This window comes from Nonomuraea sp. CA-141351 (genome assembly GCF_050944675.1).
Classification (GTDB): Bacteria; Actinomycetota; Actinomycetes; order Streptosporangiales; family Streptosporangiaceae; genus Nonomuraea.
This window is the reverse complement of the sequence record NZ_CP191982.1, coordinates 3,776,531-3,798,079: the sequence shown is the minus strand read 5'-3', so window position 1 is coordinate 3,798,079 and position 21,549 is coordinate 3,776,531. Positions and strand designations below refer to the sequence as shown.

At 71.2% G+C, this 21,549-nt stretch carries 24 protein-coding genes; 8 read left to right on the top strand and 16 right to left on the bottom strand.

What is annotated here, in order from left to right; translation table 11 throughout:
• Positions 1 to 32 precede the first annotated feature (32 nt).
• From ACQPWU_RS17995 to ACQPWU_RS17955, 9 genes are all read right to left on the bottom strand, one after another.
• Complete coding sequence (locus ACQPWU_RS17995) at positions 33 to 671, bottom strand: adenosylcobinamide amidohydrolase (protein ID WP_433441430.1); 639 nt, start codon at positions 669 to 671, stop codon at positions 33 to 35.
• Complete coding sequence (locus ACQPWU_RS17990) at positions 668 to 1,441, bottom strand: ABC transporter ATP-binding protein (RefSeq protein ID WP_433441428.1); 774 nt, start codon at positions 1,439 to 1,441, stop codon at positions 668 to 670. The genes ACQPWU_RS17995 and ACQPWU_RS17990 overlap by 4 nt, the downstream gene beginning before the upstream one ends.
• Positions 1,438 to 2,472, bottom strand: coding sequence for a FecCD family ABC transporter permease (locus tag ACQPWU_RS17985; protein ID WP_433441426.1), 1,035 nt, complete (start codon positions 2,470 to 2,472; stop codon positions 1,438 to 1,440). The genes ACQPWU_RS17990 and ACQPWU_RS17985 overlap by 4 nt, the downstream gene beginning before the upstream one ends.
• A 2-nt stretch (positions 2,473 to 2,474) precedes the next feature.
• Entirely contained in the window at positions 2,475 to 3,440 is a 966-nt protein-coding gene (locus ACQPWU_RS17980; protein WP_433441424.1) for an ABC transporter substrate-binding protein, read from the bottom strand.
• Positions 3,441 to 3,641: 201 nt separating this feature from the next.
• Positions 3,642 to 4,499: a Gfo/Idh/MocA family protein gene (locus tag ACQPWU_RS17975; protein WP_433441421.1), complete on the bottom strand. Its 858-nt coding sequence runs from the start codon at positions 4,497 to 4,499 to the stop codon at positions 3,642 to 3,644.
• A 136-nt stretch (positions 4,500 to 4,635) separates the two neighbouring features.
• Complete coding sequence (locus tag ACQPWU_RS17970) at positions 4,636 to 5,451, bottom strand: SDR family NAD(P)-dependent oxidoreductase (RefSeq protein ID WP_433441419.1); 816 nt, start codon at positions 5,449 to 5,451, stop codon at positions 4,636 to 4,638.
• Positions 5,448 to 6,650, bottom strand: a complete 1,203-nt coding sequence (locus ACQPWU_RS17965; protein WP_433441417.1) for a cytochrome P450 — start codon at positions 6,648 to 6,650, stop codon at positions 5,448 to 5,450. Before ACQPWU_RS17965 ends, ACQPWU_RS17970 begins: the two co-directional genes overlap by 4 nt.
• Positions 6,647 to 7,603 carry a phosphotriesterase family protein gene (locus ACQPWU_RS17960; RefSeq protein WP_433441415.1) on the bottom strand — a complete coding sequence of 319 codons (957 nt, stop codon included), beginning with the start codon at positions 7,601 to 7,603 and terminating at the stop codon, positions 6,647 to 6,649. The genes ACQPWU_RS17965 and ACQPWU_RS17960 overlap by 4 nt, the downstream gene beginning before the upstream one ends.
• Entirely contained in the window at positions 7,588 to 8,355 is a 768-nt protein-coding gene (locus tag ACQPWU_RS17955) for a phytanoyl-CoA dioxygenase family protein (protein ID WP_433441413.1), read from the bottom strand. Before ACQPWU_RS17955 ends, ACQPWU_RS17960 begins: the two co-directional genes overlap by 16 nt.
• 98 nt (positions 8,356 to 8,453) lie before the next feature.
• Between ACQPWU_RS17955 and ACQPWU_RS17950 the strand changes: the two genes are divergently transcribed.
• From ACQPWU_RS17950 to ACQPWU_RS17940, 3 genes are all read left to right on the top strand, one after another.
• Positions 8,454 to 9,098, top strand: a complete 645-nt coding sequence (locus ACQPWU_RS17950) for a hypothetical protein (RefSeq protein ID WP_433441411.1) — start codon at positions 8,454 to 8,456, stop codon at positions 9,096 to 9,098.
• Positions 9,099 to 9,174: 76 nt separating this feature from the next.
• On the top strand, positions 9,175 to 10,083 hold the full coding sequence (locus tag ACQPWU_RS17945) for a TIGR03621 family F420-dependent LLM class oxidoreductase (RefSeq protein WP_433441409.1): 909 nt from the start codon (positions 9,175 to 9,177) through the stop codon (positions 10,081 to 10,083).
• 38 nt (positions 10,084 to 10,121) lie between these two features.
• Positions 10,122 to 10,706, top strand: a complete 585-nt coding sequence (locus ACQPWU_RS17940; protein WP_433441407.1) for a histidine phosphatase family protein — start codon at positions 10,122 to 10,124, stop codon at positions 10,704 to 10,706.
• On the opposite strand, the gene ACQPWU_RS17935 is transcribed toward ACQPWU_RS17940, so the two are convergent.
• The 6 genes from ACQPWU_RS17935 to ACQPWU_RS17910 form a co-directional block, all read right to left on the bottom strand.
• Positions 10,699 to 10,965 (bottom strand): RNA polymerase sigma factor, encoded by a 267-nt coding sequence (locus ACQPWU_RS17935; protein ID WP_433441405.1) that lies wholly within the window; start codon positions 10,963 to 10,965, stop codon positions 10,699 to 10,701. The two genes, ACQPWU_RS17940 and ACQPWU_RS17935, sit on opposite strands and share 8 nt — an antisense overlap.
• A 105-nt stretch (positions 10,966 to 11,070) precedes the next feature.
• Complete coding sequence (locus tag ACQPWU_RS17930) at positions 11,071 to 11,952, bottom strand: maleylpyruvate isomerase family mycothiol-dependent enzyme (protein WP_433441403.1); 882 nt, start codon at positions 11,950 to 11,952, stop codon at positions 11,071 to 11,073.
• 20 nt (positions 11,953 to 11,972) lie between these two features.
• Complete coding sequence (locus ACQPWU_RS17925) at positions 11,973 to 12,731, bottom strand: hypothetical protein (RefSeq protein WP_433441401.1); 759 nt, start codon at positions 12,729 to 12,731, stop codon at positions 11,973 to 11,975.
• A gap of 43 nt (positions 12,732 to 12,774) precedes the next feature.
• Positions 12,775 to 13,032, bottom strand: a complete 258-nt coding sequence (locus ACQPWU_RS17920) for a hypothetical protein (RefSeq protein ID WP_433441399.1) — start codon at positions 13,030 to 13,032, stop codon at positions 12,775 to 12,777.
• A gap of 87 nt (positions 13,033 to 13,119) precedes the next feature.
• On the bottom strand, positions 13,120 to 13,356 hold the full coding sequence (locus tag ACQPWU_RS17915; RefSeq protein WP_433441397.1) for a DUF397 domain-containing protein: 237 nt from the start codon (positions 13,354 to 13,356) through the stop codon (positions 13,120 to 13,122).
• Complete coding sequence (locus ACQPWU_RS17910; protein WP_360690161.1) at positions 13,357 to 14,178, bottom strand: helix-turn-helix domain-containing protein; 822 nt, start codon at positions 14,176 to 14,178, stop codon at positions 13,357 to 13,359.
• 272 nt (positions 14,179 to 14,450) lie between these two features.
• Between ACQPWU_RS17910 and ACQPWU_RS17905 the strand changes: the two genes are divergently transcribed.
• Both ACQPWU_RS17905 and ACQPWU_RS17900 read left to right on the top strand, forming a co-directional pair.
• Positions 14,451 to 14,954, top strand: coding sequence for an ATP-binding protein (locus tag ACQPWU_RS17905; protein ID WP_360690130.1), 504 nt, complete (start codon positions 14,451 to 14,453; stop codon positions 14,952 to 14,954).
• A 78-nt stretch (positions 14,955 to 15,032) separates the two neighbouring features.
• Positions 15,033 to 17,453, top strand: a complete 2,421-nt coding sequence (locus ACQPWU_RS17900; RefSeq protein ID WP_433441394.1) for a helicase-associated domain-containing protein — start codon at positions 15,033 to 15,035, stop codon at positions 17,451 to 17,453.
• On the opposite strand, the gene ACQPWU_RS17895 is transcribed toward ACQPWU_RS17900, so the two are convergent.
• Positions 17,437 to 18,438, bottom strand: a complete 1,002-nt coding sequence (locus tag ACQPWU_RS17895) for an ABC transporter substrate-binding protein (protein ID WP_433441392.1) — start codon at positions 18,436 to 18,438, stop codon at positions 17,437 to 17,439. The genes ACQPWU_RS17900 and ACQPWU_RS17895 overlap by 17 nt on opposite strands.
• An 85-nt stretch (positions 18,439 to 18,523) precedes the next feature.
• Here ACQPWU_RS17895 and ACQPWU_RS17890 point away from each other — a divergent pair, with 85 nt between their 5' ends.
• From ACQPWU_RS17890 to ACQPWU_RS17880, 3 genes are read left to right on the top strand one after another with little or no spacing between them, the layout of a single operon-like run.
• Complete coding sequence (locus ACQPWU_RS17890) at positions 18,524 to 19,609, top strand: FecCD family ABC transporter permease (protein ID WP_433441390.1); 1,086 nt, start codon at positions 18,524 to 18,526, stop codon at positions 19,607 to 19,609.
• Positions 19,606 to 20,613, top strand: a complete 1,008-nt coding sequence (locus ACQPWU_RS17885) for a FecCD family ABC transporter permease (RefSeq protein WP_433441388.1) — start codon at positions 19,606 to 19,608, stop codon at positions 20,611 to 20,613. Before ACQPWU_RS17890 ends, ACQPWU_RS17885 begins: the two co-directional genes overlap by 4 nt.
• Positions 20,613 to 21,440 carry an ABC transporter ATP-binding protein gene (locus tag ACQPWU_RS17880; protein WP_433441386.1) on the top strand — a complete coding sequence of 276 codons (828 nt, stop codon included), beginning with the start codon at positions 20,613 to 20,615 and terminating at the stop codon, positions 21,438 to 21,440. The genes ACQPWU_RS17885 and ACQPWU_RS17880 overlap by 1 nt, the downstream gene beginning before the upstream one ends.
• Positions 21,441 to 21,549 lie beyond the last annotated feature (109 nt).

Here is a 21,549-nt window from a genome sequence, read left to right as displayed (position 1 = left end):
CCCTCGCCCACATGCTACTTGCCCAAATTCCGTCACCTAAAGTCACGATGTCGCCACGCCTCGGCGCCTCTTCGCACGGCCGTGTGCACGGCGCGGGCCAGCCGCGCGCCCCACTCCGAGCGCGGCCCGCCGAACAGCTCCGGAGTCCCTTCCACCGGCACGGCCACGCACACCGCGTCCGACGCCGTCCCCGTGCACGGGAACCCGGTCTCGATCAGCGCCTGCGACTTCGCCTCCGTAACAGTCATCACCGCGTTGACCAGGGCGGCGTCCGTCATGGCCACCGGCAGCACGGCCACGATGTTGATGGTCCCCACCCGTATGGGCGCCAGCTCCGGGTCCGCGGTCCCCTCCGGGGCGGCGGCCCAGGTGGGGACGCGGAGGCCGACGGTCGCGCAAGCCTCCACGCCGCCGTCCGAGGCCTCGACGTAGCGGTCGACCGAGGCGGCGGTCAGCATGCCGACGCCGTCACCGCCGGGGCCTAACGACACCAGGTGATCCACCGGGTCCATCCGCGAATAGCCCGCCACCACCTGGGCGTTCAGCACCCACTCACGGACCCCGATGCCGCCGCCGAGCAGCGCGGAGGAGATCATCCGCCACCCCGGTCCGAACTCCCACAGCAGCGCCCCCAGCCGCGCCCCGTCCTCCACCCGATACGTGAGCTTCACGGTCCTCCCCTGACCAGGTGCACGACGGGCCGGCCGTCCGGCCCTGGCTCGATCTTGACATGGGCGTCGAAGTGCCGTCCCACCAACGACTCGGTGAGCACCTGGGCGGGCTTGCCCGAGGCCACCGCGCGCCCGCCGGCCAGCAGGAGGAGGGCGTCGGCGTACAGGCCCGCGACGGTCAGGTCGTGCAGGGTGGTGACGACGGTCAGGCCGTCCGCGCGGCGCAGCCGGTCCACCAGCTCCAGGACCTGCTGCTGGTGACCGAGGTCCAGCGCCGTCGTGGGCTCGTCGAGCAGCAGCACGGGCGCCTGCTGGGCGAGTGCCCTGGCCAGCACCACGCGCTGGCGTTCGCCGCCGGACAGCTCCCCGACGCGGCGCATGGCGAGCGCGGTCAGGTCGAGCCGGTCGAGCACCGACGCGGTCACCTCCCGGTCGTGCGCGCTCTCCCGGCCCAGATACGGGATGTACGGGGTACGCCCGAGCAGCCCGTAGTCGAAGACCGTCATGTCGGGCGGCAGGGCGGGGGCCTGCGGGGCGTAGGCGAGCAGGCGGGCCCGTTCGCGCGGCTTGAGCCGGGCCGACGGCCGGGAGTCCAGCGCGACCTCGCCCCGGTGCGCGACCAGGCCCATGACCGCCTTGAGCAGGGTGGACTTGCCTGCCCCGTTGGGCCCGATGACGGCCAGCCACTCGCCGCGGCGCACCTCGAGGTCCACCTCGGACACGACGTCGCGGTCGCCGAGGCGTACGGACAGCCCCTGGGTCCTGATCACGTGGCCGCCCGCCTGGTCATGCGCAGGACGCCGACGAAGAACGGCGCCCCCACGAACATGGTCACCACCCCGATCGGCAGCTCGGCGGGTGCGATCACGGTGCGCGCGATGAGGTCGGCCAGCACCAGGAACGCCCCGCCGCCGATCAGCGAGAGTGGCAGCACGATCCGGTACGAGCCGCCCGCCAGCCGCCGCACGATGTGCGGGATGACGATGCCCACGAACCCGATCAGCCCGCTCACCGCCACGGCCGCCGCGGTGGCCAGGGAGGCGGCCAGCAGCACGATGAGGCGCACCCTGGCCGCCCGCACGCCGAGGCTCGTGGCCTCCTCGTCGCCCACGGACAGCACGTCCAGCATCCGCCCGTGCAGCAGGAGCAGCACGGCCGAGACGGCGGCGTACGGCAGGACCAGCCAGAACTGGTCCCACCCGCCGCCGACGTCGCCGAGGATCCACGAGTAGATGCGCTGCAGCTCCTCGACCTTGAACTGCTGGATGAACGTCTGGATCGCGGTCAGGAACGACGTGACCGCCACCCCGGCGAGCACCAGCGTCGCGGTGCCGCCCGCCCGCCCGGCGGTGTTGCCGAGCGTGTACGCGAGGAACACGCCGCCCACGGCCCCGAGGAAGGCCGCGACCGGGACGCTCCCGGCCGACACCGGCAGCAGCACGATGGCCACGGTCGTCGCCAGGCCCGCCCCGGCCGCGGCGCCCAGCAGGTACGGGTCGGCCAGCGGGTTCCTGAACACGCCCTGGTACCCCGCCCCCGCCATGGCCAGCAGCCCACCGACCACGGCGGCCACCAGCACCCGGGGCAGCCGCAGCTCGAACAGCAGCCCCTGCTCGACCGGCGCGAGCCCGGAGTCGACGTGGACGAACGGCAGCCAGTCCAGGGCCTGGAGCACCACCTGCCAGGGCGAGATGTCGGCGGCCCCGCCGAGCAGCCCGGCGATCATGCAGACGGCCAGCACGCCCAGGGCGCACGCCACCCAGAGGGGTCTGGCCCTGGACGGGCCGGCCTGCCGTGTCATGGTCAGCTCTTGGTCCCAGTCTTGGGCACGGCCTTGGTCACCGCTGCGCCGATGGACTCGGCGAGCTGGACGACGCGCGGCCCCCAGCGGGAGGCGAGGTCGTCGTCGAGCTGGATCACCTGGTCGTTCTTGATGGCGGACAGGCCCTTCCAGCCGGGCCGCTTGGCCAGGGTGTCCTTGCTCTGCTGGCAGCACTTGACGTCGCCGAGGAAGATCAGGTCGGGGTCGGCCTGGGCCACGAACTCGGCCGACAGCTTGGGATAGCCGCCCGCCTGGTCGGGGGCCTTGTCGGCGATGTTCGTGAGGCCGAACATGCCATAGACCTGCCCGATGAACGTCTGGGACGTCGCCGCGTACGGCGTCTGGTCGAGCTCGTGGTAGTAGGTGAGCTTCTTGTCCTTGGGCGCCTCGGCGGCCAGCTTCTCCATGGCCGTCTTCATGCCGGAGACGACCTCGTCCGCCTTGGCCTTGTTGCCGGTGGCCGCGCCGATCTCGGCGATCTCGTCGTACGCCTCGTCCAGCTTGGCGGCGGCGGGCTCGAGCAGGACGGGTACGTTCACCTTGCCCAGCTCGGCGACGATCTGGTCGATGTCGTTGGAGACGATGACCAGGTCGGGCTTCTTGGCGACGATGGCCTCGACGTTCGGCTTGAAGCCGGACAGGTCGGTCTTGGGGGCCTCGGGCGGGTAGTTCGACTGGTCGTCCACGGCGACGACCTGGGAGCCGGCGCCGATCGCGAAGAGCGTCTCGGTGTGGGTGGCCGAGAGGGAGACGATCCGTTCGGGCTTCTTGGCGAGGGTGACCTTGCCGTTGCCCGCCTCGATCGTGACGGGGAACTCCGCCGAGGAAGCGGTGGCGGGGGCGGTGGCCGTGGGGGCGGCGGAGGAAGTGGGGGCGGTCTGGCCACATCCGGCCAGAGCCAGCGTTCCCAGCAGCGCGCCCGCGAAGGCCGTGCGTACGGGCCTCACGAGTAGTCCTTTCACACTGTTCGGAACCGAGAGACCCGCGTTTGAGCGACGGATCACCCTTTTCCACGAGGGTTGATGACGTCAGCGCAGAGGCAGGCGACCTGGCTATGACAGTTGCGGGACAGCGCCGGATTCGCACCGGACTTCGCTGCAACACTGCGCGTCGGACAAACGCTATCAATCCTCCAGATGCGCGCGGCGTCAAGGGGCGAGTTGGGCCTCCGCCTCGGCGATGATCTCCTGGAGCCTCAGCCCGTGGGCGGCGTCGAGGGGATGGCCGCCGCCGTTCCGCACGGTCTCGGCGAACTCCGCGACCAGGGTGACCATGGGGTCGTCGTCGAAGGGCTGGAGCTGGGCGCTGCCGGTGCGGCCGTAGACGGCGAACGTGGACGGCGGCAGGTCTCCGGCGGCGGCCATGCACAGTGACGCCTCGCTGACGGCGCCGCCCTCGTGCTCCAGCAGCAGCCCGGTCCAGCCGAGCGGGTCGCCGTGCGCGCGCACCCCGGTCACCGGGCCCAGGGCGGCGTCGAGCAGGTCGATCACGTGCGGGCCGACGTCGAGCAGCGCGCCCTTCTTGAGCCGCCACGGGGTGGCGAAGGGGTGGTCGCCGAGGAGGACACCGGAGATGTTCGCGGCGTGGCCGCCGAACGCCTGGATCTCCCGGCACCGGTCCAGGAACGCGCGGGTCTGGGCGGCGTACCGCATGGTGAGGACCATCTGGGAGGCCACGCCCGCCTCCGCGACGGCCTCGGCCAGGCGCCGCGCGCCGTCCAGCGTGTCCGCGAGGGGCTTCTCGAGCAGCAGCGCCTTGCCCGCGCGGGCGGCGCGGACGCCGAGCTCGGCCTGTACGGCGGGCGGCACGCAGAACGCCACGGCCTCGCAGGCGTCGAACAGCTCCTCGATCCGCTCGAACACCGGCGCCCCGAGCCGGGCGGCGGCCTCAGGACGGCGGGCCCACACGCCTGCCAGCCGCGTGTGCGGCCCCCTGGACAACATCGGCCCGTGCGCCATCTCGGCCCACGGCCCCGCTCCGACCAGCCCCACTGCCACCGGCTCCATGAAAACCCCCCGACATACAGCCCTTATGGGGAGGATCTTCCCACATTGCGAAACCAGGCCTGGCCGGCGTACAACGCGAAACTCGCCGAACTGCCGCGAGCGCACCGACCCGGCGATCGACCCGGCACGATGGGTGTCAGTGGGCCGCGCGCCACTGGTGGATGGCGTGCTGCGGGCGGTGGGCGAGTGTGCCGGAGTCGATGGCGACGGTCTGGCCCGTGACGCAGCGGGCCTCGTCGGAGGCAAGGAAGCTCACCAGGTTCGCGACGTCCTCGGGGGTGCAGGCCCATGGCAGGAGGCGCTCGGCGGCCTTGTCGGAGAGCTGGTCCTGGGTCATGGCCCGCTGGGCGTTCGCGGTGAGGACGAGTGCGGGGGCGACGGCGTTGCAGCGGATGCCGCGGGAGCCGTACATCGTCGCGACGTAGCGCGTGAAGCCGATCAGGGCCGCCTTCGAGGCGCCGTACGCGGCGTGGACCGCGTCTCCCACCAGGGCGGACACGGACGACATGAGGACGATGGCGCCGCCGTCCGGCATCGCGGGCACCGCGTGCTTGACCGTGAGCATGGCGCCGCGCAGGTTGACCTCCATCGTGCGGTCCCAGACCGCGGCCTCGAGCGAGTCCAGGTCGCGGTCGCGGCCGTAGACGTCGGCGTCGAGCGCGGCGGCGTTGGCGTGCAGGACGTCCAACCGGCCGAACGACGCGACCAGGGCCGCGACGGCCTCCTCCACCTGTTTCTCGTCGGAGACGTCGCAGGTCAGCGCCATGGCCGTGCCGCCGTGGGCGCGGATGGCGGCGGCGGTGGCCTTGGCCGCCGCCGTGCGCAGATCGAGCACGCCGACGCAGGCGCCCTCGGCGGCCAGGCGCGCCGCGCAGGCCGCGCCGATGCCCTGGCCCGCCCCCGTCACCAGCGCGACGCGGCCGTCGAACCGGCCTGAGGGGTGGCCGCTCACCACTCCACCGCCAGGGACGCCAGGCCGCGGCCCACGAGCGACCTGCGGTAGGCGATCGGCTCGCCGGCGACGAGCCTCAGGCGAGGCAGGCGGCGGCCGAGCACGTCGAGGGCGGTACGCAGTTGCAGGCGGCCGAGGGCCGCGCCGACGCAGAAGTGGATGCCGTACCCGAAGACCATGTGCTCGGCGGCGTTCGGCCGGTCGATCAGGAAGCGCTCCGGATCCGGGAAGACGCTCTCGTCGTGGGCGGCGGAGTCGGTGGAGAGCAGGACGAGGGAGCCCGCCGGGATCGTCTCGCCGTGCAGGGGGACGTCGGTCAGGGCATGGCGGAACGAGCCGAGCGACGCGCCGTCGATGCGCATGCACTCCTCGACGGCGTTCGGGACCAGCTCCGGCGGCACCGGCCAGGCGTCCTCCCTCAGCAGGCGCAGGACGGAGTTGCCGAGCTGGTTCGGGACGGTGTCGTTGCCGCCGAGCAGGATCGTGGAGATCAGCTCGACGACCTCGCGGTGGCTCAGCTCGCCGCCGATCAGGGACGTCATCAGGGACGTGAAGTCGTCCTGGGGGTCCTTGGCCCTGGCGGCGACCAGCCGATCCACATAATCCAGATAGGTCAGGAAACTGTCGGCGAGCTCGAGCTGGCGGTCCGGGGGCTGCGGCGACAGGAAGAGCTGGAACCAGTCCTTGACGTGCGTCTGGACGAACGTCTCGTCGGCCTCGGGCACGCCGATGAAGCGGGCCGTCAGCTTGATCGACGGCTCGTGGCCGATCTCGGAGACGAAGTCGGCCCGGCCGCGTGGCTCCAGGCGGTCGAGGAGGTCCTCGTTGAGCCGCCGGAACGCCTGCTCCATGGCCGCGACCGCCCGGGGCGTGAACGCCTTCGACACCGAACGGCGCAGGCGGGTGTGGTCGGGCGGGTCCACGTTCGCCACGAAGCTGGACAGGAACGAGCCGTGCTCACCCAGCTTCTCCTTGGTCTCGCGGGTCAGGCTGCGGGAGATCGTGAGCGAGCCCTTGGAGGAGAAGCGCCGCGGGTCGCCGTAGGCCGCCCGCACGTCGGCGTGGCGGGACAGCACGTACGCGCCGAGGTGCTCGCTGTGGAACACCGGCCGGTCCCGCCTGAGCCTGCGGAGGAAGTCGTACGGCGCGGCGACGTGCCACTCCGAGCCGACGTCGAAGTCCTCGATGTCATCAGTCATGCGAAGATCCTCCGCGGGTTGTCGACGAGCATCTGGTGGAGCTGGTCGTCCGTGACACCCCTTTTGCGGAGCTCGGGCACGACGTCGCGGGAAATATGGAGGAGGTGGTAGTTGGGGTGGCGGCGCCGTACGACGTCGGAGTCGAAGCGGTCGTTGAAGCAGTACGAGTCGTGACTTAACACCATTTTTCCGGCGTGTCCGCGCTCGCACATTTTCGCCACTATTTCCACGCGGTCCTCGAATGGGCTGATCGTCTCTATGCCGAAGCGGTCCATGCCGAGGTAGGAGCCGTTCGCGATGAGCTCCTCCAGGTAGGCCACGTCGGTGGAGTCCCCGGCGTGCCCGATGACCACCCGGCTCAGGTCCACGCCCAGCTCGCCCAGCAGGCGCTGCTGCTCGAGGCCGCCCTTGGAGGCGCTGTGGGAATGCGTGGTGATCGGCGCGCCGGTCGCCAGGTGCGCCTCCGCGACCGCCCTGAACACCCGCTCGCACCCCTTGGTCATCCCCAGGTGGTCGGAGGCGCACTTCAGCATGGCCGCCTTGACGCCCGTCCTGCCGACGCCCTCCTCGATGTCGCGTACGAAGAACTCGGACAGCCGGTCCGGTCCCCCGAACAACGATCCCGGACCGCGGTTGGCGAAGTACGGCGGCAGCGCGTCGTAGGTGTAGAGGCCGGTGGCGACCACGATGTTCACGCTGGTCAGCTCGGCCACGCGCCGCACCGCCGGCACGTACCTCCCGAGCCCCACCACGGTCAGGTCCACGATCGTGTCGATGCCCTCGGCCTTCAGCGCGTCGAGCTTGCCCGCGGCCTCGCGCGCCCGCGTCTCGAGATCCCACGCCTCCGGGATGTCCGGCCAGTTCCACAGGATCTCCGGGCTCAGCCCGAAGACGTGCTCGTGCATGAGCGTCGCCCCGAGATCCGCCACCGGGCCCCTCACGGTCTCAGGCATGGGAACCTCTCGTGCTCGAACGGCCGGTTGACCTCGAGCCCGAGCCCGTCGGTCTGCCGGTACGGCAGGCCGGTGTAGAGGGCGTCGGCGTCGAAGTACGTGACGGTGAACGACAGGCGCGGGCTCTCGCGGCGGTTCGCGGGCGCGCCGTGCACGGTCAGGGCGTGGTGCACGGTCGCGTCCCCCGCCCGCAGGTCGAGCGGCGGCGACAGCTCCAGCTCCTTGAGCCACGGGTGCTGGCTGAGCTGGTCGTCCCCCGGCCGGGTGAAGCTCCGCCCGAGCAGCCCGTACCGGTGCGAGCCGTCGTAGAAGCGCAGCGACCCCATGTCGGCGGGCACGTCGGCGAGGGCCAGCCACACGGTCAGCATGGCCGAGCGGTCCATCGGCATCCACGGGAAGTCCTGGTGGAACTCGGTCGCGCCGTGCTCTCCCGCCTCCTTGACCAGGAGGTTGGTGACCTGCACGCGCACGGCCCGCACGCCGCGCAGCAGCCGTACGGCGTTGCGCCCCATCCCGGGGCTCAGGGTCAGCGCGCCGAACATCTCGTCGCTCGCCGCGATGTCCCTCGACTGCCCGAACGCCTCGTCGACCAGCGTCTTGTGGCTCTTGGAACGCGCGCGCAGGAAGCCCTCGGCCCGCTCGCGCAGCGCCGCCACGGAGCCCGGATCGATCAGCCGCCCGAGCCGTACCCAGCCGTGCTCTTCGAAGAACGCCGCCTCGTCGTCCGTCACCTGACGCACCGGGATCTCCATGGGCCCCAGTCTCGCACCTAAGCAAGCGCTTGGTAAGCCCCGCGTGTTGAGTACCCCCTACTCATGCGCGCCGCGCCCGGCGAGCCCACCCTCGGGACATGACCACAGTCGAGACAACTCCCGCCACCACCGGCTTCACCCGGAACGCGATGATCGCCTGCGCGCTGGTCTCGCCGCTCGTCGTCGCCCTGTCGCTGCTGTTCGCCCCGTTCGACGCCACGACGGACGGCGAGCCGTACATCCGCGGATTCGTCGCCAACCTCGGCTCCTATCCCCTCTGGAGCTGGCTCGGCGCCCTGAGCGCCGCCACCCTCATCCCTGCGACCTTCGCGGTGAGCAAGGTGGCCCGGTCGGGGCGGCCCGTGCTGGGGCTCGTGGGGATGATCCTGGCGTTCAGCCTGGCCGTGCCCTTCAGCGTGGACAACGATGACGTCATCTACGCGGCCGCCAAGGCCGGGCTGGACGTGCCCACCACGAACCGGCTCGTCACGGAGCTGAGCGACGGGGTGCCGACGGCGGTGCTCGGGTTCACGTTCTTCCTGGGCCTGCTCGGGTTCGTCCTGCTGGGGATCGCCGCCCTTCGCGGCGCCGCGCCCAGGTGGGCGGCGATCGCCATGATCGTGGCGCCGTTCCTCATTCCCGTCGCCTGGCTCGCCCAGCTCCCGAACGCGGCGGCGGGTGTGGCCTGGCTCGTCTTCGCCGCCGCCTCCACCGGCATCGCCCTCGCCCTCCCGCACCGCTGACGGCTCCGCACGCGGGGGCCGGCGGTTCGCGCGTACAGTGTCGCACAAGCGCTTGCTCAAACTGGCGGGAGGCATCGTGCGGCGGTTCAGGTTCGGGGCGGTGGTGCGGGAGGCCGAGTCAGGGGTGGCGTGGGCCGACAAGGCGAGGCGGCTCGAGGGGCAGGGGTACGACGTGCTCCTCGTGCCCGATCATCTCGTCGGCCCCCGGTTCGCGCCCATCGCCGCGCTGACGGCGGCCGCCTGCGCCACCACCAGGCTGCAGGTCGGCACGCTGGTGTTCGCCAACGACTTCCGGCATCCGGCCGTGCTGGCCAAGGAGGCGGCCACACTCGACCTGCTGTCCGGCGGGCGGCTGGAGGTCGGGATCGGGACCGGGTGGATGGCGGGCGACTACGAGGGCGCCGGGCTGGCGCTGGAGCCGCCCGGGGTACGGGTGGAGCGACTGCGGGAGGCCGTCGCCGTGCTCAAAGGGCTCTGGGAGGACGAGCCTTTCAGCTTCCAAGGCAAGCACTATCGCATCGACCGGCTCGACCAGCGGCCCAAGCCCGTGCGGAAACCGCGTCCCCCGATCGTGCTCGGCGGTGGCGGGGCTCGGATGCTGCGGCTGGCAGCCGAAGAGGCGGATGTCGTGAACATCGGGATGAGGGTCCGGCCGGATGGGAGCGGCCCGGACGAGAAGGACGGCGGGCTGAAGGCGTTCCTGGACAAGCTCGAGGTGGTGCGGGAGGCCGCCGGGGAGCGGTATGACGGGCTGGAGCTCGGGACGAGTGTGATGCAGGCGGGTGAGCGGAAGGCGGTGGAGGCGTGGAGCGCCGCCGACAGCTCGTCGCTCGGCGAGACACCCCAGGTCCTGCTCGGGACGCGCGCCGACATCATCGACAAGCTCCGCTATTGGCGGGGCGAGCACGATATTTCGTACTTCGTCGTGCATCACGAGCGTGACCTGGACACCTTCGCCCCCATCGTCGAGGAGCTCGCCACCTGACACGAGGCGGAAATCGGCCGTGCCCGATGATGGACTCCATGAACGAGATGCTGCTGCTCCGGCACGGAGAGACCGAATGGAGCAAGGCGGGCAAGCACACCGGCCGCACCGACCTGCCTTTGACGGAGCACGGCGAGGACCAGGCCAGGGCGCTGGCGTCGCTGGTGAAGGGGCAGGCTTTCGACCTTGTGCTGGTCTCACCCGCGCAGCGCGCCCGGCGCACCGCGGAGCTGGCCGGGCTGAACGGTTACCAGGTGGAACCCGACCTGTGGGAGTGGGACTACGGCGGCTACGAGGGGATCACCACGCCGGAGATCCGCGAGACCCGGCCCGGCTGGTACCTGTGGCGTGACGGCGTGATCCCCGGCGACGCCGAGCATCCAGGCGAGAGCGCCGAGGAGGTGGCGGCCCGTGCCGACCGGGTGATCGAGCGGGCCAAGGCGGTCGAGGGCCGGGTGGCGCTGGTGGCGCACGGCCACTTCCTGCGTGTGCTGGCCGCCCGCTGGCTGGGGCTGGGGCCCGAGGAGGGCAGGCTGCTGAAGCTCGACACGGGCACGTACTCGCGGCTCGGCTTCGAGCACGCCGAGCCGGTGCTCACGACCTGGAACGCGCCGATCAGCTGACCTTCGAGCGCAGGGCCGACTCGTGCAGCGCCCTGCCGACCAGCCAGCCGCGTAACGACCCGAGTGCCGGGTCGTAGGAGAGCGGGTCCTGCCACAGGGCGACGAACACGTTCTGGGTGATCTCCTCGGCGTGCGCCTGGCTGCCGGTGACCTTGACCGCGACCCCGTACACGTACGGGCCGTGCTGGTCGTAGACGTGGGCCAGCGCGTCGAGGTCGCCGGCGGTCAGGCGCGTACACAGCTCCTGGTCTCTATTCATTGGCCTCACTCCGTGAGGCGGGCTCGGTCGCCATATGCCGCCGCCTTCCCTCGCTCTGGTCGCTTCGCTCCCGCCGCTCCTCCAGGCGACGGCACTCCCTCGCCATCAATCGCATCCCAGCGTGGCGGCGGCGCTGATCATGTCGCGGGCGAGGGCGGGATCGCCCTCGGCGGCGTACGGGAAGGAGCCGGGGGGCCATCGGCTGGCCAGCAGCCGGCAGAAGGCCACCGCGTCCGCCGACAGCAGCACGCCGACGTGGTCGGACGCGGGCGACAGCGGGATCGTCCAGGTGCCGCCGCCCGGTCCGGTCAGCACGACGGTGGCGGAGACGTCGCGGCGCGGCTCCCGCATGGCGCGCGGCAGCAGCGCGAGGCCGAACTCGGCGATCATGTGCACGTGCTCGGGGCGCGGCGGGGTCTGGGAGCGGTCGGTGGCCGCCCTGATGTCGTCGGCGTGTGTCCACGTCTCGAACGTGCGCTGGACCAGCGCCTGGCGCAGCGGCGCGCGGGCCGGCCGCGCCCCCGCCAGCGCCACCTCGACGCCGAGCAGCACCTCACTGCTGTGGGAGACCCGCTCGAGCAGGGATCCGGCCTGCTCGCGCCAGCGCCGGTGCACCGGCATCCCGCTCTTGCCCGGCACGCCCATGAAGCTCGCCACGGTGGCGTCGTTGGAGGCCAGGTGCTCCACCAGTCCCCTCACCGTGCCGTGCTTGGCGATCGGGGCCTCCCACTGCGGGGCGCTCAGCTCCGCGAGCAGGTCGTCCATGAGCGCCACCTGCTCGGCGTACGGGACGGCGACGGACGCCACGCCCATGACGGCCGGGCTGCGGCGGCGGCGCGCCATGGACAACACCGCCTCGCGCAGCGTGGGCGGCGGCTCGACGGCCGTGTCCGACTGATCGAGCAGCGCGATGGCCGCGCCGCAGTCAGGGCACGAGGCGACATGATCGTCGGGGCTCTGCCCGTTGTAGAGGTACGAGTCCGTCATGGCCACCTCCGCAGCCGACGCTAACCCGGCGGGCCCTCCGGCGCCAGGCGGCAACCGGGGAACGGTGCCAGAAGCGTCTCACGCCACGGGCCTTCCAGATAGTCGCGAGCCCGCTTACCCCAGGCCGGCAGCCGGGAATCGGGCTCCACCTCGTCGTCGAGGCCCAGTGCGGCGTCGCGGGCGCGCTGGGTGGCCAGGTGGTCGTCGAGCGAGACGCCCCAGATGGTGACCGCCTCGGTGTCGCAGAACAGCACCTCGTACAGCCCGACCAGGGTGTGGCCGTGCTCCGCGAGCAGCGGCGCGCGCTCGGTGCGCACCGCGTGGAGGTAGTCGAGCGCGGCTCCCGGGCGTACGCGGGCGCTCTCGAAGAGGTAGAGCTCGGCGGCGGGCGCCTCGGAGAGCGGCGGGCAGCCGGGCGCGGCCCCGAGCGGGCGGGAGAACGCGGAGAAGCGCAGGTCGTCGATGTCGGACAGGAACAGGCGCTCGTCGACGCCTTGGTAGATCTCCATCATCTGCCGCCAGCCGCCGTCCCACCCGCCGTGGCAGTCCCACAGCGTGACGGCCTTGAACTGCGGGTGGCCGGTGATGCCGACCGCGTAGAAGGCGCCCACGAGGTCGATCTCGCGGGACCTGATCGACATGCCGGAGGTGAGCGAGGGGGCGGTGCGGGTCTCGTCCTCGCGTTTGTAGCGGGTCAGCCAGGTGAGGTACTCCAGCGGCCGTCTGGAGTTCATCGGCCGGAAGTCGACCTCCTCGAGCAGGTGGATCGCGCGCCGCACCACGCCTCCTCTACCAAGCGGTTGCTTGGCACGAGGATAGCGATCAGGCCACGGCTTGGGAAGGTTGCGGCCCCCGCCCCGTGAGCCATTCCAGGACCTCTCGGTGCCCCGAGGCGGCGTCCTCGTAGTGGCCCCAGTGCCAGTAGCGCGGCTGGTCCCGGATGCCGGTCACCCAGGTGCGATAGGAGACGGAGGCTCCCGCGGTGGCGGGCGCCACGCCATAAGTGCGGATCACGACCTTGCCGCCCGGCGCGAACAGCACGTCGTCGGCGATCGGATACAGGGTCATCTGGTCGAGCATGACCTGATCCTGTCCGCAGGACGAGGCCGGGCGGTTACGCCTCCGGCGCGCCTCCGTTAAGCAGGCGCGCCGGAGGTTACAAGGCTGTTAAACGAGCAGTCCGTCGAACTCTCCGTCCTTCACCCCGAGCACCAGGGCCCGGATCTCGTCGCGGGTATAGATGAGGGCAGGGCCGTTGGGAAAACGTGAGTTGCGCACCGCGATGCCCCCGTCGGGAAGCTCCGCGAGCTCCACGCAGTTGCCCTGCGAGTTGCTGTAGCGGCTCTTGCGCCACGCGACCTGCGTGAGGTCCGCCGCGGGCATGCCGTTGTAGGTCTGGTTCATCTACATCTTTCTGAGAAGACCGCCGATGAGCTCGACGGTGCCCCCTGGCGTGGTGCTCTCCACGCACAGCTGTTCCATGGCCGTGAGGTACGGATCGATGTCCTCACGCTTGTCCAGGTACAGGGCACCCCAGAGCTGTTCGACGTAGACAACGTCCGACAAGTCGGACTCGGGAAACCGCAAGATGCTGAACGCGCCCCCTTCAGCGGCGTGCTTGCCGAACCTGAAGGGCATCACCTGAATGGTGATGTTGGGAAGGGCAGCGACTTCCAGCAGATGCTGGAGCTGCTCGGACATGACCTCCCGCCCGCCGATCGTCCGTTTGAGCGCCGCCTCGTCGATGACGGCCCACAGGCGAGGCCCGTCCTTCTGGGTGAAGCGCTCCTGACGCTGCATGCGCAGATGCACGCGGCGTTCGATTTTGTCCGGACTCAGACCGGGGTTGCCAAGCTGGAATACCGATCGCGCATACGAGGCCGTCTGCAACAGGCCTGGCACGAACTGAACCTCATAGGTACGGATCATCTCGGCGGCCTCCTCCAGGCCCACGTACGTGGTGAACCATGAGGGCAGCTCGGCCGAGTACTTGTGCCACCACCCGGGGGTGTTGGCCTCTCTGACCATCTCCAGCAGGGCACGGCGCTCGGCATCGTCGACGACGCCGTACAGGGTGAGCAGGTCTTCCACGTCACGTGTCTTGAAGCCGACGCGACCGAGCTCCATCCGGCTGATCTTGGACTCGGACGCCCGGATATGGAATCCAGCCTGTCCACGGTCGAGTCCGCTGGCCTCACGCAGGCGCCTCAGACTCGCCCCCAGCATGATGCGCCGAACGGTCGAACCCGAACCTGGCGGATCAATGGACACGTGCTGCTCCTTGTTCGTTTCCTTGCGACACGGCGGGCCGCGGCAAGCGGGGCCACCGCAGGTAGCGGAGTATGCACCTCCAGTCTGTCACTTCACGGCCGAAAGATCATGGGCCGCGGACAAGATCCCCTTTCCCCCATATTGACCATTTGAGGGAAACCGTAGCGTGCGCACGGGTTGTCTGCACGTGCATTCGCTCTTGCACCTGCACGAGAGTTTGTCGCAGAATGATCAACGTGCAATCCACCACGGCGCCCGGCCAGTGGACCACGTTCGATTGGTGGCCTCCGGTCGGCTGGTGGCCGGAGGCGGCTCGCGATCTGCTGGTCCCCGGCCCGTCCGCGAGCGCCACGTTCGTGCTCCCGCCCAGCCCTGCCTCGGTCCATTCGGCCCGTAGTTTCACCGCTGGCGCGTTGTCGGGATGGGGCCTCGGCGAGCTGATCGAGAACATGGAGCTGGTGGTCTCGGAGCTCGCGACCAACGCGCTGCGCCACGGTCTGCACCTCGACGAGCCCCACTGCGCGCGCCCCGTCCACATGTCCCTGGTACGCCGGGGACCTCTCGTCACCAGCGCCTTCACCGATCCAGGCTCATCGGTGCCGGTGCTGCGATACCCTGGCCCCCTCGACACCGGCGGCCTCGGACTCCACATCGTCGAATCGCTCAGCCTCCGCTGGGGCTGGTCCGCACTTGCACCTCACGGAAAGATCGTCTGGGCAGTCCTCTCCTGACCGGGAGTGATCTGCATTACCGTGGATGCTCATGGCTCACGGTGAGTCCCGCGCGCGACCCCATGAGAGTGCTGACAGATGGAAGATCACCTGCTCGGCTGGCTGCGAAAACTGAACGAAGACAGGCTCGGCCGCATCCTGGCCAACCGTCCCGATGCCATCGCCGCGCCCTGGCCGCGGCGGCTCGACACCCTGGCCCAGCGACTGGGCAACGGCTTCGCCGTGATGGAGACTCTGCGCTGCCTGCCGCTGCCCTGCCTGCAGCTGGCCGAGGCGGCCCTGGCCATGACCCGCCCCACGGCCGAGCGGCTGGCGGACTTCGTCGACGCGCCGCTCGAAGAAGTGACCCCCTGGCTGGAATACCTCTATGACCACGCACTGGCCTGGCCCGGCGACGAGGGTGTCATCCACCTCGCCGAAGGCGTCGCGCGCTGGTGGTCCGCCCCGCTCGGCCTGGGCGAGCCGCTCGACCACTACCTCAACTCCTGGTCGATCGGCAACGACGCGCTGCACGCGCTCACCCGCAACCTGGGTCTGTCCTCCCAGGGCAACAAGCGCCGCGTCATCGCCCGCGTCACCCAGGCGCTCAGCGACCGCGAGCGCGTCAACACGCTGGTGCGCGGTGCGCCCGACGGCACGATCCCGCTGCTCGACCGGTTCGCCTGGCAGGGTCCCGCGCTGAACGTCGACGGCGGCAGGTTCGTCACGCCCGGCACACCGGAGAAGTGGTGCGCCGACCACGGCCTGCTCTACCGTCCGAGCTGGCACGTCGCGGAGATCCCCCGCGAGGTGGCGATCTGCCTGCGCGGCCCCGGCTACCACCCGTCCTACCGGCCCGAGCCGCCCGAGGTGGCCACGATCCCCGTCGATCCCGAAGAGGTAGACCACCTGATGACGCTGGCGGCGCCGCACGTCGTCGAGCGGTGCGCGGCCCTGCTCGACAACACCGCCAAGACGCCGCTGCCGCTGCTCAAGACGGGCGGCGTGGGCGTGCGCGAAGTACGCAGGGTCGCCAAGGAGACCGGCTGCGACGAGGACGAGACGCGGCTGCTGCTGGAGCTCTGCGCCGTGGCCCGGCTACTGGCCTGGGACGAGCAGTCGGGCGGCATGATCCCCACCGACCGGTTCGACCGGTGGCGGCTCGACGAGGGCTCGGCGCGGCTGCGGGTGCTGCTGGCGGCGTGGTGGCGCATGGAGCGCGCGTCGCTCCGCAAGATCGACGGCAAGTACGGCACCGTGCTCGGCGACGACCCCTCGGGCAGCGCGGTGGCCAGGGTCCGCAGGGCCGTGCTGTCGGCGCTGGCCGACCTGCCGGCGGGCACGGCGTTCGCCGACCGCGACAGCCTCGTGGCCAACGTCCACTGGCACGCGCCGCTGCTCGACCTGGAGCTGCTGGTGGCGTGCGCGCCCGCGGTGCTCGACGAGGCCACACTGCTGGGGCTGCTGGCCAACGACGCGATCACCGACCTGGGCCGCGCGCTGGCCACGCTCACCGCCAAGCCGGGCGACGAGAACGACGACGCCGTCCCCATGGTCGAGCACGACCCCGTGCTGGCCGAGGCGGCCACCAGGGCACTGGCGAGCGTGCGCAGGAGCGCGCTGTTCGGGCCCGACCTGACCGCGGTCGTGACCGGGCCGCCCTCGGCGGAGCTGGCGGCGCTGCTCGACCGGGCCGCCGACCGCGAGTCGCGGGGCGCGGCCTCGGTCTGGCGCTTCACGACCGAGAGCGTGCGCCGCGCGCTCGACCGCGGCTACGACGCCGACGAACTGCTCGACGAGCTGGCCGGTGTCGGCACGATCCCGCAGCCGCTGGAATACCTCGTACGCGACACCGCGCGCAGGCACGGTGAGATCACGGTCACCACGGTCGGATGCGTCATCCAGGCCGGCGATCCCGGTCTGCTGGCCGAGATCGCCGCGCATCGGCGGCTGGGCAGGCTGGGCCTGCGGCTGCTCGCGCCCACGGTGCTGGTGAGCTCGGCACCGGCCGAGCGCACGCTGGCCGCGCTGCGGGAGGTCGGCTACTCCCCCGTGCCCGTCTCCGACACCGGCGAGATCACCATCCACCGGGCCAGGCCCGAGGAGCCGCAGGGCGGCAAGCTGATCCTGCTGCCCGGGGGCCGGGTGGCCGAGCTGTCGGAGTTTCCCGGCATCACAGATATGGACCCGTCCCCCTACATGCTCGCCGAGCCGACGCCCGACCCGTACGAGCACGCCCGCCGCCTGATCGAGGCCACCCGGTCCGAGGACGGGACGAACGGCCGCACGTGGGCGATCATCGGCAGGATGGCCACCAGGCTGCCGACGGCGCAGCAGTCGCTGCTGGGGTTCGTGGTCGACCGGGGCGTGCGCGCCGGCATCACCCTGACCGGCGGGCTGACGGCCACGATCAGCCACGGCGAGCTCAAGGGCGGCGCGCTGGACGCCTGGTGCGAGGAGGCAGGCGACTACCTGGAGTTCCCCCTCGCCGAGATCGTCGAGGTCAGGGGAGCTCTTTAGCCTTCTTCAGATTGGCCACCAGCTCCTCGAGGAAGGTGGCGTACCCCTGATAGCTGAACGGCACCTCCGCGCGCCACGGGTAGAGCTGGCCGGCCTCGACCGCGGGGAGCTTGGCGAAGGTGGGCTTCTTCATCATCTCCTCGGGCTTGAGAGACTGGGTGCGGGTGTCGTAGAGGATCACGTCGGCGTCGTACTCGTCGGCGTTCTCCCAGCTCAGCGTCTGGAAGAAGCCGCCCTCGTCGACCTTCGACGGCTTGACGACGTCCAGGCCCGCGGCCGTGAGGTGCACGATGTCCGGGTACTCCGGCGGGTTGACCACCCACATCGCGTCGGCACCGCCGGACATCATGAGGATCTTGAGGTTCTTGAACTGGGCGAGCTCCTTGGTGGCGGCCTCCATGCGGGCCTTGGCCTCGGGCACGCCCTGCATGCTCGCGCCGAGCGACTTGGCCAGCTCCTCGTACTTGCCGATCACCTGAGTGGCGCTGCGGCCGGTGAGCATGATGCCCGCGGTCGGGGCGACCTGCTCGATGGTGTCCTTGGACTTGTCCGGCACGTACCAGAGCGTGCCCTTGACGTACATGCTGCTGACCAGGAGGTCGGGCTGGAGCGAGATGTACTTCTCGACGTTGAACTCGTCCCAGACGTTGCCGAGGCCCTCGACCTTGGTGATGTCCACGTTGCCGACCTGGGGGTCCTTGCTGCCGTCCTTGAGCTTGTGCGGGCCGAAGACGGCGATGGGGCGCACGCCGAAGTCCCACAGGGCGGCCGCGGCGCCGACCTGGGCGACGATCCTGGAGGGCGGCTTGGGCTGGTCGACCTTCTTGCCACGATCGTCGGTGAACGTCCAGCCCTGAGCCGCAGGGGATTCCGTGGTGGCCTTGGTGGGTGCTGATTCGCCGCCGCACGCCGCCAGCGTCAGGGCCGCCGCGAGGCCTGCGGCGGACGCCAGGAAGCCCCTGCGAGCCAGTACCGGTCCTGACATGCACATCTCCTAAGGTTAGGCTTGCCTTCGTATTGGGGAATTAGATTAGCCTTACCTAAGCTTTACCGCTACGAGAGGGGGTCGGGTGCGCCCGGCTGAGCACACGGCCAAGGCCACGCCCGGGGCCGGCGACGACGCCGAGCGCGCGGCGGAAGGCGGGCGGAGCGGCAAGGGGCGGGTCCTCGGGCTGATGGGCGGGCTCGTCGTCGCGGCGGCGGTGCTGGCGCTGGTGGCGGCGGCGAGTGTGGCGCTGGGGGCGCGGTCCATGTCGTTCTCGACGGTGATCGACGCCTTCCTCGCCCCGAACGGCTCCAGCGACCACACGGTCATCCGCGAGCTACGCATCCCGCGCACGTTCCTGGGACTCGGTGTGGGCGCGACGCTGGGGCTGGCGGGCGCGCTCATGCAGAGCCTGACCCGCAACCCCCTGGCCGACCCCGGCCTGCTGGGCATCAACGAGGGCGCGGCGCTGGGCGTGACGCTGGCGCTCGGCCTGTTCGGGCTGTCCGACCCCGCGATCTACGTGTGGTTCGCGTTCGGCGGCGCCGCGCTGGCCTCCGTCGTCGTCTACGCCCTGGCCTCCGCGGGCCGCTCGGGCTCCAGCCCCGTACGTCTCGCGCTCGCCGGCGTGGCCCTCGGCATGGTGTGCACGGCGGTGGCCTCGGCCATCCTGCGCATGGACACCCAGACATTCGACCGGATGCGGTTCTGGCTGACCGGGTCGCTGGCCGGGCAGACGGCCGGCACGCTGGTGCGACTGGCGCCGTTCATGGTGGCGGGGCTGGTGCTCGGCCTGCTGCTGGCCAGGCCGCTCAACATGCTGGCCCTCGGCGACGACGCGGGCAAGGCGCTGGGCGTGGCCGTGAACCGTACGAGGATCCTCACCGGGGTGGCCGTCACGCTGCTGTGCGGCTCCGCCACCGCGGCCGCGGGGCCGCTGTGGTTCGTGGGACTGATCGTGCCGCACGCCGTTCGCGCGGTGGTGGGGCCCGACCAGCGGTGGGTGCTGCCGTACTCGGCGCTGATCGCGCCGGTGCTGCTGCTGGGGGCCGACGTGGTGGGCCGGGTCATCGCCCGGCCAGGAGAGGTGCAGGTGGGGATCGTGTGGGCGGTGATCGGCGCGCCGATCTTCATCCTGCTGGCCAGGCGGAAGCGGGTGGCGGCACTGTGACCATCCGCGTCGGCCCCTGGTCCGTACGGCTCGCGCCCCGCGCACTGATCGTCGGCGCCGCCCTCGTCGTGATCGCCTGCGCGGTGACCGTGGCGGCCATCTCGACGGGCGAGTTCACGGTGCCCGTGCCCGACATCGTCTCCGCGCTCTTCGGCCGGGGCACGCCGGTCGCCGAGCTGATCGTCAGCAAGCTCCGCGCCCCTCGCGTGGTGACGGGGCTGGTGGTCGGGGCGGCGTTCGGGGTGAGCGGCGCGATCTTCCAGAGCCTCACCAGGAACCCCCTGGGCAGCCCTGACTTCATCGGCTTCACCGCGGGCGCCTCGACGGGCGGCATCGTCGCCGTGGTCGCGGGCGGCTCGGCCATGACGATCGCCGGCGGCGCGCTGGCCGGGTGCGTGGTGACGGCCGCGCTGGTGTACGCGATGGCGTTCCGCGGCGGCGTGCAGGGCTACCGGCTGGTGCTGGTCGGCATCGGGGCGAACGCGCTGCTGCTGGCGGTCAACTCGTACCTGCTGACCAGGGCCGACATCAACGACGCGGCCACCGCGGGCGCCTGGCTCACCGGGAGCCTGAGCGGGCGCGGATGGGACCACGCGATCCCCGTGGCGCTGGCGCTGGCCGTGCTGCTGCCGGTGTGCGCGTTCGTGGCGCGGCCGATGCGGATGATCGAGATGGGCGACGACGCGGCCAAGGCCATGGGGATCAGGGTCGAGGTCGTGCGCGCGGCGGCGATCACGGCCGGCGTGCTGCTGTCCGGCGTGGCCACGGCCGCCGCGGGGCCCGTCGCCTTCGTCGCGCTGGCCGCTCCCCAGCTCGCCCGGCGGCTCACCCGCTCGGCCGGGGTGACGATGGGGGCGTCGGCGCTGATGGGGGCCGTCCTGCTGACCGCCGCCGACCTGGCCGCGCAGCGCCTGCTCGCACCCACCCAGCTGCCCGTCGGCGTGCTGACCGCCGCGATCGGCGGCACGTACCTCGCTCTGCTCCTGCGAAAGGACCGTCACTGATGACCTTGGAAGGACCGGTGCTGACGGCCGATGCCCGGCTGTCCGGCACCAGCCTCACCCTCGCCTACGACCAGCGGGTCGTGGCGACCGACCTGAGCGTGGCGATCCCCGACGAGTCCTTCACCGTGATCATCGGCCCGAACGCCTGTGGCAAGTCCACCCTGCTGCGTGCCCTGGCCCGGATGCTCAAGCCCAAGACGGGCGCCGTGCATCTGGACGGGAGCGTGATCACGTCGCTGCCCTCGAAGGAGGTGGCGCGCCGGTTGGGCCTGCTCCCCCAGAGCTCGATCGTCCCGGACGGGATCACCGTGGCCGACCTGGTGGCCCGGGGCCGCTACCCGCACCAGCGGCTCATGCGGCAGTGGTCGCGCGCCGACGAGTCGGCGGTGGCCGAGGCCATGCGCGCCACCGACGTGGCGGAGCTGGCCGACCGCATCGTGGACGAGCTGTCGGGCGGGCAGCGGCAGCGGGTGTGGCTGGCCATGGCGCTGGCCCAGGAGACGCCGATCCTGCTGCTCGACGAGCCGACCACGTTCCTGGACATCTCCCACCAGATCGAGGTGCTGGACCTCTGCGCCGGCCTGCACGAGGCCGGGCGCACGATGGTGGCCGTCCTGCACGACCTGAACCAGGCCTGCCGGTACGCGACCCACCTGATCGTGATGCGGGCCGGCGAGATCGTCGCGGAGGGCGACCCGACGCAGATCGTCACGCCGGAGCTGGTGCACCGGGTGTTCGACCTGCGCTGCGAGATCATTCCTGACCCGCAGTCGGGCACCCCGCTCATCGTCCCCGAATCCCGCCGCCGCGTCCCCACCACCGCCTGACCCGCCCCTACCCACCGCTGCCCCATCGCCCCCGGCCGAAACGGCGCACGCGTGGACGAGACGGGCGATCGCACGGCGCGTCGTCGAAGCCCACCATTCCCTCCTCAAG